At 61.2% G+C, this 17165-nt stretch carries 18 protein-coding genes and 3 tRNA genes; 3 read left to right on the top strand and 18 right to left on the bottom strand.

Annotated elements, in window-relative coordinates; translation table 11 throughout:
- Positions 1-29 precede the first annotated feature (29 nt).
- A complete protein-coding gene (locus tag LPA34_RS24965; protein ID WP_228983499.1) occupies positions 30-536 on the top strand; it encodes a winged helix DNA-binding protein in 507 nt (168 codons plus the stop codon).
- 232 nt (positions 537-768) lie between these two features.
- Here LPA34_RS24965 and LPA34_RS24960 read toward each other — a convergent pair.
- The 16 genes from LPA34_RS24960 to LPA34_RS24885 all read right to left on the bottom strand — a co-directional run bounded on the left by LPA34_RS24960 (position 769) and on the right by LPA34_RS24885 (position 14705).
- A tRNA-Pro gene (locus LPA34_RS24960) sits at positions 769-845 on the bottom strand.
- A gap of 64 nt (positions 846-909) precedes the next feature.
- A tRNA-Pro gene (locus LPA34_RS24955) sits at positions 910-982 on the bottom strand.
- A gap of 19 nt (positions 983-1001) precedes the next feature.
- Positions 1002-1406 (bottom strand): MerR family transcriptional regulator, encoded by a 405-nt coding sequence (locus LPA34_RS24950; RefSeq protein ID WP_228983497.1) that lies wholly within the window; start codon positions 1404-1406, stop codon positions 1002-1004.
- Positions 1407-1449: 43 nt separating this feature from the next.
- A complete protein-coding gene (locus LPA34_RS24945; RefSeq protein ID WP_228983495.1) occupies positions 1450-1863 on the bottom strand; it encodes an integration host factor subunit alpha in 414 nt (137 codons plus the stop codon).
- 57 nt (positions 1864-1920) lie between these two features.
- On the bottom strand, positions 1921-4353 hold the full coding sequence (gene pheT, locus LPA34_RS24940; RefSeq protein WP_228983493.1) for a phenylalanine--tRNA ligase subunit beta: 2433 nt from the start codon (positions 4351-4353) through the stop codon (positions 1921-1923).
- Positions 4354-4475: 122 nt separating this feature from the next.
- Positions 4476-5489: a phenylalanine--tRNA ligase subunit alpha gene (gene pheS / locus LPA34_RS24935; RefSeq protein WP_228983491.1), complete on the bottom strand. Its 1014-nt coding sequence runs from the start codon at positions 5487-5489 to the stop codon at positions 4476-4478.
- 166 nt (positions 5490-5655) lie between these two features.
- The gene (gene rplT / locus LPA34_RS24930; protein ID WP_006052502.1) at positions 5656-6015 is read right to left on the bottom strand and encodes a 50S ribosomal protein L20; all 360 of its coding nucleotides are present in this window, start codon (positions 6013-6015) and stop codon (positions 5656-5658) included.
- A 29-nt stretch (positions 6016-6044) separates the two neighbouring features.
- Entirely contained in the window at positions 6045-6242 is a 198-nt protein-coding gene (rpmI, locus tag LPA34_RS24925) for a 50S ribosomal protein L35 (protein WP_090529561.1), read from the bottom strand.
- Between the two features lie 244 nt (positions 6243-6486).
- Positions 6487-7011 carry a translation initiation factor IF-3 gene (gene infC, locus LPA34_RS24920; protein ID WP_228983553.1) on the bottom strand — a complete coding sequence of 175 codons (525 nt, stop codon included), beginning with the start codon at positions 7009-7011 and terminating at the stop codon, positions 6487-6489.
- A 49-nt stretch (positions 7012-7060) separates the two neighbouring features.
- On the bottom strand, positions 7061-8968 hold the full coding sequence (gene thrS / locus LPA34_RS24915) for a threonine--tRNA ligase (RefSeq protein WP_228983488.1): 1908 nt from the start codon (positions 8966-8968) through the stop codon (positions 7061-7063).
- A gap of 272 nt (positions 8969-9240) precedes the next feature.
- Positions 9241-9317: transfer RNA gene (locus tag LPA34_RS24910), tRNA-Val, on the bottom strand.
- 106 nt (positions 9318-9423) lie between these two features.
- Positions 9424-11667 carry a RelA/SpoT family protein gene (locus tag LPA34_RS24905; RefSeq protein ID WP_228983486.1) on the bottom strand — a complete coding sequence of 748 codons (2244 nt, stop codon included), beginning with the start codon at positions 11665-11667 and terminating at the stop codon, positions 9424-9426.
- A gap of 56 nt (positions 11668-11723) precedes the next feature.
- Complete coding sequence (locus tag LPA34_RS24900; RefSeq protein ID WP_228983485.1) at positions 11724-12077, bottom strand: RidA family protein; 354 nt, start codon at positions 12075-12077, stop codon at positions 11724-11726.
- A gap of 83 nt (positions 12078-12160) precedes the next feature.
- Positions 12161-13060, bottom strand: a complete 900-nt coding sequence (locus LPA34_RS24895) for an alpha/beta fold hydrolase (RefSeq protein WP_228983484.1) — start codon at positions 13058-13060, stop codon at positions 12161-12163.
- A 296-nt stretch (positions 13061-13356) separates the two neighbouring features.
- Positions 13357-13998 (bottom strand): CoA transferase subunit B, encoded by a 642-nt coding sequence (locus LPA34_RS24890; protein ID WP_228983483.1) that lies wholly within the window; start codon positions 13996-13998, stop codon positions 13357-13359.
- Positions 13999-14000: 2 nt separating this feature from the next.
- Positions 14001-14705 (bottom strand): CoA transferase subunit A, encoded by a 705-nt coding sequence (locus LPA34_RS24885; RefSeq protein WP_228983481.1) that lies wholly within the window; start codon positions 14703-14705, stop codon positions 14001-14003.
- A 218-nt stretch (positions 14706-14923) separates the two neighbouring features.
- Here LPA34_RS24885 and LPA34_RS24880 point away from each other — a divergent pair, with 218 nt between their 5' ends.
- Positions 14924-15469, top strand: coding sequence for a PAS and helix-turn-helix domain-containing protein (locus tag LPA34_RS24880; RefSeq protein WP_228983480.1), 546 nt, complete (start codon positions 14924-14926; stop codon positions 15467-15469).
- 85 nt (positions 15470-15554) lie between these two features.
- On the opposite strand, the gene LPA34_RS24875 is transcribed toward LPA34_RS24880, so the two are convergent.
- On the bottom strand, positions 15555-15986 hold the full coding sequence (locus tag LPA34_RS24875) for an acyl-CoA thioesterase (protein WP_228983479.1): 432 nt from the start codon (positions 15984-15986) through the stop codon (positions 15555-15557).
- Positions 15987-16072: 86 nt separating this feature from the next.
- Positions 16073-16849 (bottom strand): SDR family oxidoreductase, encoded by a 777-nt coding sequence (locus LPA34_RS24870; RefSeq protein WP_228983478.1) that lies wholly within the window; start codon positions 16847-16849, stop codon positions 16073-16075.
- 186 nt (positions 16850-17035) lie between these two features.
- Between LPA34_RS24870 and LPA34_RS24865 the strand changes: the two genes are divergently transcribed.
- Positions 17036-17165, top strand: a 130-nt coding sequence (locus LPA34_RS24865; RefSeq protein WP_228983552.1) for an FAD-dependent oxidoreductase, incomplete at its 3' end; no start/stop codon positions are given.

Raw genomic sequence — 17165 nt, 5'->3', positions numbered from 1 at the left:
TAAAGTCCGGGAAAACGAGGAGTCGAACGATGAAAGAAGCGAAACATCCCGTCGTGCTGTCACCGCATCTCGTGTCGCCCGGCAACGAGGGATTGAGTGAGTTCGAGTTTGGGATGATTGTTTGCTGGAACGCGTTCAATGAATGGCTGGAACGCGGTACGAAGGCGGCGGGCCATGGCGACCTCACCTTCATGGACGTCGTGGTTTTGCATCAGGTGGCGCATCGCGCACGCAACCGGAAGCTCGCCGACATCTGTTTCGTACTGAATCTCGCGGATACGCATTCCGTCAGCTATTCGCTGAAAAAGCTGCTTGCCGCCAGGCTCGTGGTGGGCCAGAAGGTAGGCAAGGAAGTGTTGTATCAGACCACGCCAGACGGCGAACAGGTCATCGCGAACTACCGCGAGGTGCGCGATCGTTGCCTTCTGGGCATTGTCGAAGAGGACATGAAGCCGGCCATGTCCGAAGCCGCGCGATTTTTCGTGCGGATGAGCGGGTTATATGACCAGGCGGCTCGCGCTGCTTCTTCGCTGTAGCCCGGACTCGGGTCGCTCAACGCAGGCATCTGGTGGCGGGTGGCGGGTGGCGCGTGTGGTTTGCCGCGACTGGCAACGGTAATTGGCACAGCCAGGGATATCGCGCGCGACGTAACAACGCGGCAGGCAGCCGTCCGGTCTTTATGACATGAGGCTCTGATCTTTTTCGGGCACGGAAGCCAGAAATAGAAAAAGGCCTTATGGACATGCATCCATAAGGCCTTGATTTCTTTGGTCGGGGCGAGAGGATTTGAACCTCCGACCACCTGCACCCCATGCAGGTACGCTACCAGGCTGCGCTACGCCCCGAACAGCGGCAAAGTATAACAGAGCCTCCGCCCGATTAGAACCGCCGGCGCCCAACAAACAGCACACAGCGCGAGAGGACTGAAACCTCCGACCACCTGCACCCCATGCAGGTACGCTACAGGCTGCGCTACTTGCCGGATTGCTCCGTCGACACGATCAATGACTCAGCACATCGAGCACATGCAGCAGCTCCTTGCGCAACTGGTCGACATCGACGTTCGACGACGTCCCAGCAGGCTTCGCCGCCACCGGCTCTTCAACCTCTTCGATCGCGGCAGGGCCACCGTGACCGCCGTGCGAATCGAGACGGTTGCGCGCACCGTTGATCGTGAACCCCTGCTCGTACAGCAACTCGCGAATCCTGCGAATCAGCAGCACTTCATGATGCTGATAGTAGCGACGGTTACCGCGTCGCTTCACCGGCCTCAACTGCGTGAACTCCTGCTCCCAATATCGCAGCACATGCGGTTTCACGCCGCATAGCTCGCTGACTTCACCAATCGTGAAGTAGCGCTTCGCCGGAATCGGAGGCAAGACGACTTTTTCGATCGTCGCTGTCATCGTCAGTTAGCCGTGGTGGTGTTGCGCAGGGAACGCGCGAAAACTACGAGCGCGCGAAGCTCGCCTCAGCGCCGCTTTCAACCAGCGCCTTCAGCTTTTGACTTGCATGAAACGTCACGACGCGGCGCGCGGCGATCGGAATCGCCTCACCCGTTTTCGGATTTCTTCCGGGACGCTGCGGTTTGTCGCGCAACTGAAAGTTGCCAAACCCGGACAGCTTCACGCTATCGCCACTCTCCAGCGCATCGCGAATCACCTCGAAGAACGCTTCGACCATGTCCTTCGCCTCTCGCTTGTTGAGCCCGACATTGTCGAACAGCAACTCGGCAAGTTCAGCCTTGGTGAGCGTCGGCGTTTCGGCCGGTGCAGTGACAGGTGATGTCGGAATATCGCGAATCATGGCGCTACGCTGCGCCGTAAGAAGGGCTTCGAAATCACTCGAGTTCATTTCGTTCATAATCTATAAAATGGCGCGATAACCAGAAACGTAAATGCGGAAACAGCTGTTTTAAGGTTATCCGCGCAACCGTGCGCCATATACTCGAGCCAGACGATCCACCAGGGTTTTAATGGCCAGATCGACCGTTTCATCCTGAAGGGTCCCGCCAGTATCTTGCAAGGTCACACGGAACGCAAGGCTTTTCTCGGTAGCCGCCAGGCCGCCGGAAGTGTTTGATTTTGGACGAAATTCATCGAAAAGCGCAACCCGCTGAACGGTCTTGCAGGCGTCGTCCGAAAGGGCCTTTTGCAGCTCGTCGAGCAGCGCCTGAGCCTCGATATTCTGATCGACCACAACTGCAATATCACGCCGGACCGGCGGAAACTTCGATACTTCCGATGGAGTCGGCAACGCGCGCTGAATTAACGCGTCTGCTTCGATTTCAAACAGAATTGGCGCATGCGATAAATCATACTTCTGCATCCAGCGCGGATGAAGTTCGCCAATCCAGCCCACTGCCCGGCCGTCGATTTCCACGCGCGCGCTACGCCCCGGATGCAGCGCCGGATGCTCCGCCTTCACGAATTTCGGCACCACCGGCGCGAACAGCGCCTCGAGATCGCCCTTCACATCGAAGAAATCGACTGCGCGCGACGGCGCCGCCCACTGCTCTTCGAGCGCGGGGCCGTAAGCGAGCGCGCCCAGCATCTTCGGCTGCGCGAAACCCTCGATTGCCAGTTCGCCCGCCTTGATCGCCGGATCGTGCAGAAACACGCGGCCGGCTTCGAACACGCGAACGCGATCCGCGCGACGGTTCAGGTTCGAACGCAGCACGTGGATCAGGCTGCCGAACAATGACGTGCGCATCACCGAAAGCTGGCTCGCGATCGGATTGAGCAGACGCACCGGTTTGTCGTTGCCGGCAAAATCCTGCTCCCACTCAGCATCGACGAAGCTGAAATTCACCGTCTCCGCGTAGTCGCGCGCGGCGAGCGCGTGACGGATCGCGTGGATCGAGCGCTGCGTTTCGTTCGTACGACGCATCTCGCTGGTCGCGACCGGCGGACGCGCCGGAATCTTTTCGAAGCCGTAAATGCGCGCGACTTCTTCGATCAGGTCTTCCTCGATTTCGATGTCGAAGCGATACGACGGCGGCATCACCGCGAACGTATCGCCTTCGCGTTCGAACGTGAGGCCGAGACGCGTGAAGATCCGCGCGATTTCGTCCGCGTCGATCTGCACGCCGATGATCCGGTTCGCGCGCGCGACGCGCATCTTCACCGGCGCGCGTTGCGGCACATTGACGATCTGGTCGTCGACCGGGCCGGCTTCGCCGCCGCAGATGTCGAGGATCAGCTGCGAGATGCGTTCGATGTGCTCGACCGTCGTCGCGTAATCGACGCCGCGCTCGAAACGGTGACCCGCGTCCGTCGAGAAGTTGTACTTGCGCGAGCGGCCGCGGATGCTGTCCGGCCACCAGAACGCGGCTTCGAGATAGATGTTGGTGGTGTCGAGCGTGACGGACGTGCTGTCGCCGCCCATGATGCCCGCGAGGCTTTCGACGTGCTGCTCATCGGCGATCACGCCGACGGTTTCGTCGAGTTCGACCGTATTGCCGTTCAGCAGTTTGAGCGATTCGCCACGACGTCCCCAGCGGACATCGATGCCGCCATGAATCTTGTCGAGATCGAACACGTGCGACGGGCGACCCAGTTCGAGCATCACGTAGTTCGAGATGTCGACGAGCGCGGTAATGCTGCGCTGGCCCGAGCGCTCGAGGCGCTCGACCATCCAGTGCGGCGTCTTCGCGCGGGCGTTGACACCCCGAATCACGCGGCCCGAGAAACGGCCGCACAGATCCGGCGCGGAAATTTTCACGGGCAGCGTTTCGTTCAACTTGACGGCAACGGGCTTGATCTCGAGCGGGCGCAGCGGCGCGCCAGTAATCGCCGACGTCTCGCGCGCCACGCCAAACACGGAGAGGCAATCGGCCTTGTTCGGCGTCAGCTTGATTTCGAAGATCGTGTCGTCGAGATTCAGCGTCTCGCGGATATCCTGACCGATCGGCGTATCTTCCGGCAGGATCATGAGACCGCTATGATCTTCCGACAGCTTCAGTTCGCGCGCCGAGCACAGCATGCCCTGGCTCTCTACACCACGCAGCTTCGAAAGCCTGATCATGAACGGTGCGCCGCCCTCTTCGGCCGGCGGCAGCTGCGCGCCGACCAGCGCCACGGGCACCTTGATGCCGGGCGCCACGTTCGGCGCGCCGCACACGATGTTGAGCGTCGCGCCGGTGCCGGCGTCGACCTGACAGACGTTGAGCTTGTCCGCGTCCGGGTGCTTGACCACTTCGAGCACACGGCCCACGACGATCTTCGAGGTCGGCGGTGCCGCGGGCGTGAGCCCTTCGACTTCGAGACCCGCCATCGTCAATGCGTGCGACAGCTCGTCGGTCGTCATCCGCGGGTCGACAAAGCTTCTCAGCCAGGATTCAGGGAATAGCATGGTTCTTTACGTTCTAAACAGGTTAGGTCCACGTCCGGCAGCGTGCTCGCGCCGAATCCACCGAAGGTGCAGCTTGCGGTGACGGCACGCTGCCGTCAGCTTCGCGAGTCACGTCGCGCGCGTCAGGCGAATTGCCGCAGGAAACGCAGGTCGTTTTCGAAGAACAGACGCAGATCCTGCACGCCATAACGCAACATCGTCAGCCGCTCGAGGCCGCTGCCGAATGCGAAGCCGATGTACCGCTCCGGGTCGAGACCCATGTTGCGGATGACCGTCGGGTGAACCTGGCCGGAACCGGAAATTTCCAGCCATTTGCCCGCGTTCTTGCCGTGTTCGAACATCATGTCGATTTCGGCCGACGGTTCCGTGAACGGAAAATAAGACGGACGGAAGCGCACGAGAATGTCGTCGCGCTCGAAGAATTTCTTGAGGAAGTCGGTGTAGACGCCCTTCAGGTCCGCAAAGCTGATGTTCTCGTCGATCCACAGTCCTTCGACCTGATTGAACATCGGTGAATGCGTGGCGTCGCTATCCACACGATACGTGCGGCCCGGCACGATAACCTTGATCGGCGGCGTGTTGGTGCGCGCGTAACGAACCTGCATCGGGCTCGTGTGCGTGCGCAGCAGCAACTGGCGGCCGTCGGCATCCTTGCCGTCGATATAGAAAGTGTCCTGCATCGAACGCGCCGGATGGTTTTCCGGGCTGTTCAGCGCAGTGAAGTTGTACCAGTCGGTTTCGATCTCGGGGCCGTCGGCCACGTCAAAACCAATGGAGTGAAAAATCTGCTCGACGCGCTCCCATGTGCGCATCACCGGATGCAGGCTGCCTGCTCCGATGCCGCGGCCAGGCAGCGTGACGTCGATGGCTTCGGCGGCGAGGCGCTGGTTCAGCAATGCGTCGGCCAGTGCCTGGCGACGGGCCGTCAGCGCGGTTTCCACCTGCTGCTTGACGGCATTGATGCGCGCGCCTTCAGTCTTGCGAGTCTCGGGATCGAGCTTGCCAAGGCCCTTCAACAGCTCGGTCAGCGCACCCGACTTGCCGAGAAAACGGGCCTTCTCGTTTTCGAGCGTGGTGGTGTCGGTGGCCTGTTCGAAGGCCTTTTGCGCATCGGCGACAATCTGGTCCAGATCCATTGATCCCATCTTTTCAACGTCAGTGTTCAATGTTCGGTACGAGCGAAAACCGCTCGACCAACAAAAAAGGGGCTCGGTGAGGAGCCCCGTTTCTGTTGCAGCGTCACCGAGGCTACCGGATCTTCGCTGCAACGAACCACGCAGTACGATGTGCTAACTAGCGCAATCAGGCTGCAACGGCGGCTTTCACCTGCTGAACGATCGCAGCAAAAGCGGCCTTGTCGAACACAGCCATGTCGGCCAGCACCTTGCGGTCGAGTTCGATCGAAGCCTTCTTCAGGCCGTTGATGAACACGCTGTACGTCATGTCGTGCTGACGCACCGCCGCGTTGATACGCGTGATCCACAATGCACGGAACACACGCTTCTTGTTGCGGCGATCGCGGTAGGCATACTGGCCTGCGCGCATGACCGCCTGCTTGGCGATGCGATAGACGTTATTGCGACGGCCGCGGTAACCCTTGGCCAGCTTGATGATCTTCTTGTGACGGGCCCGTGCGGTAACCCCACGTTTGACTCTAGGCATATCTAGCTCCTGTGAGTTTCAGTTAAGGGTTAAGCGAACGGCAGCATCGCGCGCACGGAGTTCAGATTGGAATCATGAACGGCCGTGGAACCACGCAGTTGACGCTTGTTCTTGGTGGACTTCTTGGTAAGAATGTGGCGCTTGAAGGCTTGACCGCGTTTGACGGTACCACCCGGACGCACCACGAAGCGCTTTGCAGCACTCTTCTTGGTCTTCATCTTAGGCATGACGAACAACTCCATTATTAGATGGATATGGGTGTGCGGTCGGCCCTGATGGCCCTGACCCGCCCTTCGAAACCCACTCCACTTGGTATGCAGCTGACCGATGTTGCTGGCCGCCGCTTTTCAGGAAAGCGCCCGCTACGCGGGCACACTTCCGAAACCTGCCATTCCGCCGATCATCGACGGGCACTGCTTGTTCTGCACAACAGCATCGACATTGCGCATCGAACGATGCGCAGCGCGCTGCTTACTTCTTCTTTTTCGGGCCCAGCACCATGATCATCTGGCGCCCTTCCATCTTCGGCATCTGCTCGACTGCACCTACTTCGTCGAGGTCGGTGCGCAGGCGCTCAAGCATGCGCATACCGATTTCCTGGTGCGCCATTTCGCGGCCGCGGAAACGCAACGTGATTTTCGTCTTGTCGCCGTCTTCGAGGAAGCGAATGAGGTTGCGCAGCTTGACGTTGTAGTCGCCGTCATCCGTACCCGGCCGGAATTTGACTTCCTTGACCTGGACGATCTTCTGCTTGAGCTTGGCCTCGTGTTGCTTCTTTGCTTCCGAGTACTTGAACTTGCCGTAGTCCATCAAACGGCAGACCGGGGGAACCGCCTGCGGGGCGATTTCGACCAGATCCACGTCCTGCTGTTCCGACAGGCGGAACGCATCAGCGAGTTTCACGATGCCGAGCGGTTCGTTCTCGACTCCGACCAGACGCACCTCGGGTGCAGTAATTTCACCGTTGATGCGATGCGCAGACTTATCAGTAGCGATGTTACGTTTCCTCTAAAAATTAAAAAAACGAGCCGCGCTGCCAGGTGGCTTACTTGAACGACTGGACGTCCTGTCGCAGACGCTCAATGAAGGCATCGACCGGCATCACTCCCAGATCGACACCACCACGGGCACGCACGGCTACCGTTTGTGCATCACGCTCCTTGTCGCCGACAACCAGCAGATACGGGACCTTTTCCAGCGTGTGCTCGCGTATTTTATAGCTAATCTTCTCGTTGCGCAAATCGGCCTCTACTCTAACCCCTTGTTTTTGCAACGTTTGGGCTATGGACCGGGCATATCCGGCCTGACTTTCGGCGATATTCATCACCACAACCTGCATCGGAGCAAGCCACGACGGCATTGCACCAGCATGGTGCTCGATCAGAATACCGAGGAACCGCTCCATCGACCCGACGATCGCCCGGTGCAGCATGATCGGCCGGCGACGACTGTTGTCTTCGGCCACGTACTCGGCGCCGAGACGCTCCGGCAGCACCATGTCGAGCTGGAGCGTACCGCACTGCCACGAGCGGCCGAGCGCGTCCTTGATGTGGTACTCGACCTTCGGGCCATAGAACGCGCCCTCGCCCGGCAGCTCTTCCCACGTCACGCCGCACGCGGTCAGTGCTTCACGCAGGCCCTGCTCCGCACGGTCCCAGGTTTCGTCCGTGCCGGCGCGCGCGTCGGGACGCAACGACAGCTTGATGTCGACATTGTCGAAACCGAAGTCGTGGTACACGCTCATCGCGAGCGTATTGAACGCGATCGATTCGCTGATGAACTGGTCTTCGGTACAGAAAATGTGCGCGTCGTCCTGCACGAAGCCGCGCACACGCATCAGGCCATGCAGCGCGCCCGACGATTCGTTGCGATGGCACGAGCCGAATTCCGCGTAACGCAGCGGCAGATCCCGGTACGAACGCAGGCCGTGATTGAACACCTGCACGTGACCCGGGCAGTTCATCGGCTTGATCGCGTAGTCGCGCTTTTCCGATTCCGTCGTGAACATGTTTTCACGATAGTTCTGCCAGTGACCGGACGCTTCCCACAGCGAACGGTCCATGATCATCGGCGTCTTGATTTCGAGGTAGCCGGCGTCGTTCACGCGGCGACGCATGTACTGCTCGACCTGCTGCCACAGCGTCCAGCCGCGCGGATGCCAGAACACCATGCCCGGCGACTCGTCCTGCATGTGGAAAAGATCGAGCTGCTTGCCGAGCTTGCGATGATCGCGCTTCTCGGCCTCTTCGAGCATGTGCAGGTACGCTTCCTGGTCTTCCTTCTTCGTCCAGGCCGTACCGTAGATGCGCTGCAACTGTTCGTTCTTCGAATCGCCGCGCCAGTAAGCACCCGCGACCTTCATCAGCTTGAAGACCTTCAGCTTGCCGGTGGACGGCACGTGCGGGCCGCGGCACAGGTCGGTGAAACCGCCGTGCGAATACAGCTTGATTTCGTCGGTGGCGGGAATCGACGCGATGATCTCGGCCTTGTACTTCTCACCGATGCTCTTGAAGTAATCGACGGCTTCATCGCGCGATACGACGCGGCGCGTAACGGGCTCGTCTTTCTTCGCGAGTTCCTGCATGCGCTTCTCGATCTTCTCGAGATCTTCCGGCGTGAAGGGACGGTTGTACGCGAAGTCGTAGTAAAAGCCATTGTCGATGACCGGCCCGATCGTCACCTGCGCTTCCGGATACAGGTCTTTGACCGCGTACGCGAGCAGGTGAGCCGTGGAGTGACGAATGATGTCGAGGCCGTCCGCGTCTTTCTCGGTGACGATCGCGAGCGACGCGTCGTGATCGATCAGCGAAGACGTGTCGACCAGCTCGCCATCGACCTTGCCGCCGAGCGCGGCTTTCGCGAGGCCCGCGCCGATCGACGCCGCGACTTCAGCCACCGTTACCGGATGCTCGTACTGTCGAACAGAACCGTCAGGCAGACGTATCGAAACCATTGTGTTCTCCGTGAGGCCGACCCTCGGCACATGCCGCGATCAGGCGAGAAAACCAAAAAAGCGCCAAAAAAGCGAAAAAAAATGCGGCCCCGCTTTCGAGGGGCCGCATTCACATTTCCAGCTAACTGCAACGGCAAACGTGGTCCTCGACTAGCGCCGATCCGAAGTGGTTCCGGTCAACGTTCGCGGTGTCATAACCGTATTCGCCTTTTGCGCCGAAGCGCTTGTTGCCGCTTGCTACGAAACCCCGGCAAACCAGAGTTTCCTTTCGTTGGTAGGCTCGATTGGACTCGAACCAACGACCCCCACCATGTCAAGGTGGTGCTCTAACCAGCTGAGCTACGAGCCTGAAGAAACGAGATTATATGGAGCACCTCGAAACTTGGCAAGCACTTTTATGCGTCGACATTAAAAATCCAGACGACGCATATCGATGCGTCCAGGCGACGCACTTCTCACCCCTTGCGCGACGCGCGAACCACGCCCGTTACCTCGCCCAGCAACGCGCACGCGCGCTGAATCTGCGCGGCGCTCGACACCTCGACGGTGAACTGCATGAACGCCGCGTTACGCCGCGTCTGCGTCTTCACGCCGATCACGTTCATCTTCTCGCGCGCGAAAATTTCGGAGATGTCGCGCAGCAAACCTTGCCGGTCCGACGCCTCGATCGTGAGGTCGACCGGATACACCGAGCGACCGTGCCCGCCCATCACATCGGCGGACCACGCTGTTTCGAGCACGCGTTCCGGCGCACGTTCCGCCATGCGCAGAAACGTCGGGCAATTGCTGCGATGAATCGACATGCCCTTGCCACGTGTGACGAATCCGCTGATGACATCAGGCGGCGCCGGACGGCAACAACGCGCGAGCTGCGTGAGCAGCGCGTCGACGCCGACAACCAGCACACCCGTCGATGCGCCCTGCGCGACACTCGCGCCGCTGCTGCGCTTTTCGAACTGCTCGGGCGCCTCGACGACCGGTTCGGGCGGCGGCGCATCGTGCAGCGCCTGCTCGACGAGACGCAGGCTGAACTCTTCCTTGCCGACCACCCAGAAGAGCTCGTCGGTCGTCTTGAAGCCGAGCTTTGCAGCAAGCTGATCGAGATTGACGGAGGTCTTGCCTTCGCGCTGCAACGTCTTTTCGACCATCGCCCGGCCGATCGACATGTTCTCCTGCAGATCGACTGCGTTGAACCACGCGCGCACTTTCTGGCGCGCGCGCGAACTGCGCAGATAGCCTAGCTGCGGATTGAGCCAGTCGCGCGACGGGCCACCCTCCTTCACCGATACGATTTCGACGGTTTGCCCGTTCTGCAGCGGCGTGTTGAGCGGCACCATCGCGCCATCGACGCGCGCGCCGCGGCACCGATGGCCCAGTTCGCTATGCAGGTGATACGCAAAGTCGACAGGCGTCGCGCCTTGCGGCAACGGGATCACGCGCGCCTGCGGCGTGAGGACGTAGATCTGGTCGTCGTCGAGCGTCGCCTGGCGCAACTGCTCCCAGGGCTGGGCCGCGGGCCGGCCATCGTGCTCGCCTTCGGAGACATCGTCTTTCCACGCGAGCAGTTGACGCAGCCACGCGATCTTCTCGTCGTACTTCTCGCTTGCGCTGAACTGGCCGCCGTAGCCGCGCGTGCCCGCTTCCTTGTAACGCCAGTGCGCCGCGACGCCGTACTCGGCGAACTGGTGCATCTCCTGCGTGCGGATCTGCACCTCGAACGCCCGGCCGTCGTCGCCGATCACAACTGTGTGAAGCGACTTGTAGCCGTTCGGCTTCGGACGCGAGATGTAATCGTCGAACTCTTTAGGAACCGGCTGCCACAGGTTGTGCACGATACCCAGAACCGTGTAGCAATCCTTGATGTCCGGCACGATGACGCGAAACGCGCGCACGTCATACAGCTCCGAGAAATCGAGCTCCTTGCCGCGCATCTTGCGCCAGATGCTATAGATGTGTTTCGGCCGGCCGCTCACTTCAGCGCGAATATGCGCGGCCGCCAGTTCGTGTTGCAGACGCGCGATCGCCTCTGCAACGTAAGCCTCACGCTCGACGCGCTTCTCGTCGAGCAGTTTCGCGATGCGCTTGTAGGTCTCCGGTTCCTCGAAGCGAAACGCGAGATCTTCGAGTTCCCATTTCAGTTGCCAGATGCCCAGCCGGTTGGCGAGCGGCGCGTAGATATCGAGTGTCTCGCGTGCGACGTCCGGCGAAAGCGTGATCTTCGCCGCCGCGTAATACCGCAACGACTGCACGCGCGACGCGAGCCTGATCAGCACGACACGGATGTCCTGCGCGAACGCGAGCAGCATCTTGCGCAGCGCCTCGACCTGCGCGCGCCGCGCGGCCTGCGCGTCGCGACCCGTATCGGGCAGTGCGTTCTGCGCGGCGCGCAGGCTCACCGTACCCAGCCGCAACAGCTTGCGGACGTCGCTCACCAGTTGCGCGACCTCGTCGCCGAAGCGCTCCGCGATGAGCCGCTCCGGATCCTTCAGATGCGGTGTCAGGGCGAACAGCGCCGCCGCGAGCACCGCGGACGGATCCACGTTGAGCGTGCGCATGAGCGCCGCCGTGCCCGCGGCATGATCCGCCAGCAACTCGCCCGACGAAAGCCGCACGTCGCCCGCGTGTTTGCGCACGAACGCCATCGCTTCGTCAAAAGACGGCACGGGATTCGGAACGGTCGTGACAGTATCGGTATTCATGATGCGGCGCTTCGCCGGAAAAGCCAGGAGTGACGAAAAACAGTTGCCGTATTCGCTCAGCTACGCTGCGCGGCCACGACGACGATCTCGACGAGGCATGCCGGGTTCGCCAGCTTCGCTTCGACCGTTGCGCGCGGCGGTGTGGCGCCCGCGGCAACCCACGTATCCCACACAGCGTTCATGCCGGCGAAGTGAGCCATGTCCGAGATATAAATCTGCACGGACAGCAAATGCGACTTGTCGCTGTTCACTTCGGCGAGCAGGCGGTCGATGTGGCCCAGCACTTCGCGCGTCTGGCCGGCGATGTCGTGGTTCGTGTCCTCGGCGATTTGACCGGCGAGGTAGACGGTACCGTTATGCACGGCGATTTCCGAGAGACGCGCGCCGACGTGGTGACGAATGACTGCCATGAAAAATCCTGTGATCGGGGTTGAGGGTAATCGATTGAACATGTGCACGGCGCGGACAGCAAACCGCGCCGTGCAACCCTATATTATGACGCGCCAGATGTTTCGCCGATGAAGAAGCGCCGCGCGATCGCTATCTGGTCGTCGGCGAGGAAGGCCGGTGCATGTCCGACGCCTGGAATTTCGACGCTCGATACCGCGCGCCCCTGCCCGACCATTTTCTCGACCGTTTCACGCGACAGCAGATCGGACAGCTCCCCGCGAACCACGAGTACCGGGCCTTCCGTCGCCGCCAGCGAACGCCACAGCGCGGCTTCACCGAGTGCCGTCATTTCTGGCGTTGCAGCGGCAAACGGCTGCGCGATGCGCGGATCGTAGCGAAGCTGCCACGCGCCATCGCGTTCGTGCAGCAACGGCGTATTGATCTCGCGCCACTCGTCCGGCGTGAGCGGTCCGAACGACGCCGCGAGCAGCGCGGCGTAATCGATGCCCTGCTGCAACGTTTCGAAACGCGCCGGCTTGCCGAGATAATCACCAATGCGCGAGAGCGCCACCGGCTCGACATGTGGACCCACGTCGTTGACCAGCATCCTGCCGATTGGCGAATCCGGCACGCCGGCCAGCGCCATGCCGATCAGGCCGCCCATCGACGTGCCGAACCAGTCGACCGATTGCACATCGAGCCGCGCGATCAGCGTGATCATGTCGCTGACGTACTGCGGCACGCCGTAGTAGCTGGGGTCGGCAAGCCATGAGGACATCCCCCGGCCCACCACGTCCGGGCACACCACGCGATACGTATCGGCGAACGCGGCCGCGAGCCGGTCGAAATCGCGCCCCGTTCGCGTGAGGCCGTGCACGCACAGCAGCACGCGCGGATTGGCCGGATCACCCCACTCGGTGTACGCGACACGGTGCAGGCCACCAGGACTGATGCACTGCACGTCATGCTGGCGAGGTGACGCGAAAGGTGTGGCGGTCGTCATCGATAAGTCTCCAGGCCGAAGCGTGGCCGCTGTTCCGGATAGCCCGGAAGAGAATGCGGCGCGCCTGATATGCTGCATCAGACAAGCCGTTCAACATGCAACCGATTGTAAACCGCTTGCGACCCGGCCGCCGCCCTGGCCGAACGGCCTGGCACGCCTGCACCACGCGCCCCCCGCGCCGGCTCACATCAAGCTCCAAATAAAAACGGGCGAAACTCGCGTTCCGCCCGTTTTTATCAACAGGGAGACGTATCGAACTGACGCCGCCTCGACGACCGCGCCTGAAACCGGGCCCGTCAGCTCACCGCGCTCACATCGAGCGGTGCGCCCGTCTTCGCCTTGATTTCATCGACGCTCACGCCCGACGCCAGTTCGACCACCTTCAGGCCGTCCTCCGTGACGTCGATCACGCCCAGGTCGGTAATGATCCGGTCGACGACGCCCACGCCCGTCAACGGCAGCGAGCATTCCTCGAGAATCTTGTGCTGGTCGCCTTTCGCGACGTGCTCCATCAACACGACCACGCGCTTGACGCCCGCGACCAGATCCATCGCACCGCCCATGCCCTTGATCATCTTGCCCGGGATCATCCAGTTGGCCAGATCGCCCTTCTTGCTGATCTGCATCGCGCCGAGAATCGCCAGGTTGATGTGGCCGCCGCGAATCATCGCGAACGAATCCGCCGACGAGAAAATCGACGAACCAGGCAGCGTCGTGACCGTCTGCTTGCCGGCGTTGATCAGGTCGGCGTCCACTTCCTCTTCGGTCGGCGACGGGCCAATGCCAAGCAGGCCGTTTTCCGATTGCAGCCACACTTCGACGCCCTTCGGCACATGGTTCGCCACCAGCGTCGGCAGGCCGATGCCGAGGTTCACGTAAAAGCCGTCCTGCAATTCCTTCGCCGCGCGCGCGGCCATTTCGTCACGATTCCATGCCATGATCAGTCTCCTTTCGCGCGGACGATGCGTTGTTCGATGCGTTTTTCCGGATGCGCGTTCAGCACGATGCGCTGCACGAAGATGCCCGGCGTATGAATCGCGTCCGGATCGAGTTCGCCGGTTTCCACGATTTCCTCGACTTCCACGACCGTGATCTTGCCGGCCATCGCGCACATCGGGTTGAAGTTGCGCGCCGTGCGGCGATAGATCAGGTTGCCGGATTTGTCGGCCTTCCACGCCTTCACGAGCGCGACGTCGGCGGTCAGCGAATGTTCGAGCACGTAGTGGTTTTCGCCGAACTGGCGCGTTTCCTTGCCCTCGGCGATCAGCGTGCCGTAGCCCGTGTTCGTGAAGAACGCCGGAACGCCCGAGCCGCCTGCGCGCAGTTTCTCGGCAAGCGTGCCTTGCGGCGTGAATTCGAGTTCGAGTTCGCCGGCCAGAAATTGCCGCTCGAATTCCTTGTTCTCGCCGACGTACGACGAGATCATCTTTTTGACCTGACGCGTTTGCAGCAGCAGGCCGAGGCCGAAACCATCGACGCCCGCATTGTTGCTGATACACGTGAGGCCTTTCACGCCGGTGTCGCGCAGCGCGGCGATCAACGCTTCGGGGATGCCGCACAGGCCGAAGCCACCGACGGCGAATGTCTGCCCGTCCTTGACGATGTCTTTAAGCGCGTCGGCCGCGCCTGGATAGACCTTGTTCATCAGTTTGTCCCTTCCTCGATTGGAATTCCGGAATCCGGATCGGTGCGATACCAGTGAATCATACGACGACGCCGTGGCATCGTCCGGTTCAGCTGTGACTTCGCTGCCTCTTGATCTGTTCGAAAGGGTACGATGGCGTGACCATGCGGCACAATACGCAAAAGTACATAAGTATTTGTCACTGTATGCCGCCGCTTCAGGCTTCACCCGCGCACCTTATGCCCGCACTGGATTATCAAACCGCCTTTCATCTCGCGCCAATCGGGCTCGTGCTTTCGCGCGAGCGGACCATCGAGGACTGTAACGACCAGCTCGCGTCGATTTTCCGCTGCCCGTGCGAATCGCTGATTGGACAGTCTTTTCAGATGCTGTACCCGTCGCCGGATGAATTCGAGCGCATCGGCGAGCGCATTCCGCCGATCATGACCGCGCAGGGCAGCTACGCCGACGATCGCATCATGAAGCGCGCGGACGGAGAGCTGTTCTGGTGTCACGTGACGGGACGCTCGCTCGATCGCACCGAGCCGCATGCGGTGGGCGTATGGACGTTCGAGGATCTCAGCGCGACCCGGCGGGTCGCGGTCGAGTTGACGCCGCGCGAGCGGGAAATCGCCGCGCAGCTGGTGACCGGCAAGACGAGCAAGCAGATTGGCCGGGCGCTGGATATCAGCTCGCGAACGGTCGACGTCTACCGGTCCCGCCTGATGCGCAAGTACGACACCGGGAACGCCACCGAACTGCTACAACGGCTGCTCGGACATTAGGGCTTCGATGCGGCGGGCGTCACGGCGGCGACGTTAGAGGCTGGCTCCCGGTCTGTCCCGCCGCGCCCACGGCGCAACCGACCGCTCAGGCCGCCTTCACGAGCGCGGCGTTTTCGATCGTCGAGCGCAACAGGTCGGGAATCTGCACGGATTTGCCCGCCGCGTAGTCGATCCAGACGCAGCGCGCGGCGCCACGTGCATAGACGGTGTCCGGATCGTCGGCGCGCGTCAGTTCGAAAGCGGTGTCGAAGCTGCTGCGCCCAGGCGTGCCGACCGACATGCGGCCAATCACATTGCCGGGATAGTGAAGCTGCTTCAGAAACTCCATCGATGCATTGACGATGACGGGCCCCTGCCCCTCGCCATTGCCGCCGGCGATACCGAGCTGCTCGAACCAGGAAATGCGCACCTGCTCCATGTAACGGAAATAGACCGTGTTGTTCACATGGCCAAACGCGTCCATATCGCCCCAACGGATCGGCATGGACATCTCGAACACTGCGTGATATTCGCTCATCGTACTTCTTCTGCGGGCTGAAACAGGTTGCCACGCGCAGGCCGAAGCGGCTCGTGGCCACCTCGCCGGCGCGCTGTAAAAAACGCTCAGGCGAGGCCGAAGCCGTCGTCGGCGGTAATGATCGAGCCGTTGATGAACTGCGATTCGTCGGCTGCGAGCAGAAGCAGCAGGCCGTCCAGGTCTTCTGGCTTGCCGACGCGATGCCGCGGCAGCATGGAAACCAGCTTCTGCCCCTGCTCCGTCGACCAGTGATGGTGATTGATTTCCGTGTCGATATAGCCCGGACAGATCGCGTTCACGTTGATGCCATGACGGCCCCACTCCAGCGCCATCGATTTCGTCATATGAACGACCGCGGCCTTGCTCATCGAGTACAGACCGATTTGCGGCAGCACGCGCAACCCGGCTACCGAAGCGATATTGATGATGCGGTACGCCGGTTTCTGCCCGCCGCCGCCGCGCATCATCATCCGCTTGGCCACTTCCTGCGCGACGAAGAATGCGCCGCGGGTATTCGTGTCGAACACGTATTCGAAGTCGGCCGGCGTGACATCGGAGAGCTTCTGGGTGGTCGAAACGCCCGAGTTGTTGATGAGAATATCGATGGTGCCAGCTTCCGTTTCGGCGTGCGCGACCGCCGACTTGATGCTCTGGTAATCGGTGACGTCGAGCGAAACGACGTGCGCCGCGCCACCGGAAGCCTCGATTTCGGCGCGCAGTTCCTTCAGGCGCTCGGTGCGGCGGCTTGCCAGCACGACTTTCGCGCCTGCCTGCGACAACACCTGCGCGAAGCGTTTGCCCAGCCCGCTCGACGCGCCGGTAATCAGCGCGACCTTGCCTTCCAGATTGATCGAACGGCCCATTGTCGTTCCTTTATTCAGTTCGGTTGATGCGGCGGCTGCCTGAAGCGGGCGTCCGCGAAGAAGGGTTAAACCGTATCACAAAAATAGAACGATCGTGCTAATGTAGATGGCTTGGGTTGCGGCGTCCAGGTCCTTCCCGGACAATACGATCCCGAAAAAAGCATTCTAACGGTAAGAGGAGCATCAATGACCCCCGCAAGTCTCATTGAGCAGTACGGCCCGCGCGAGTCGATGGAATACGACGTGGTGATCGTCGGCGGCGGGCCCGCGGGGCTGTCCGCGGCGATCCGCCTGAAGCAGCGTGCGCAGGAAGCCG

Origin of the sequence: Paraburkholderia gardini, from assembly GCF_907164575.1 — a bacterium.
Taxonomy (GTDB): Bacteria; Pseudomonadota; Gammaproteobacteria; order Burkholderiales; family Burkholderiaceae; genus Paraburkholderia; species Paraburkholderia gardini.
This window is presented reverse-complemented; position numbering and strand designations above follow the sequence as displayed.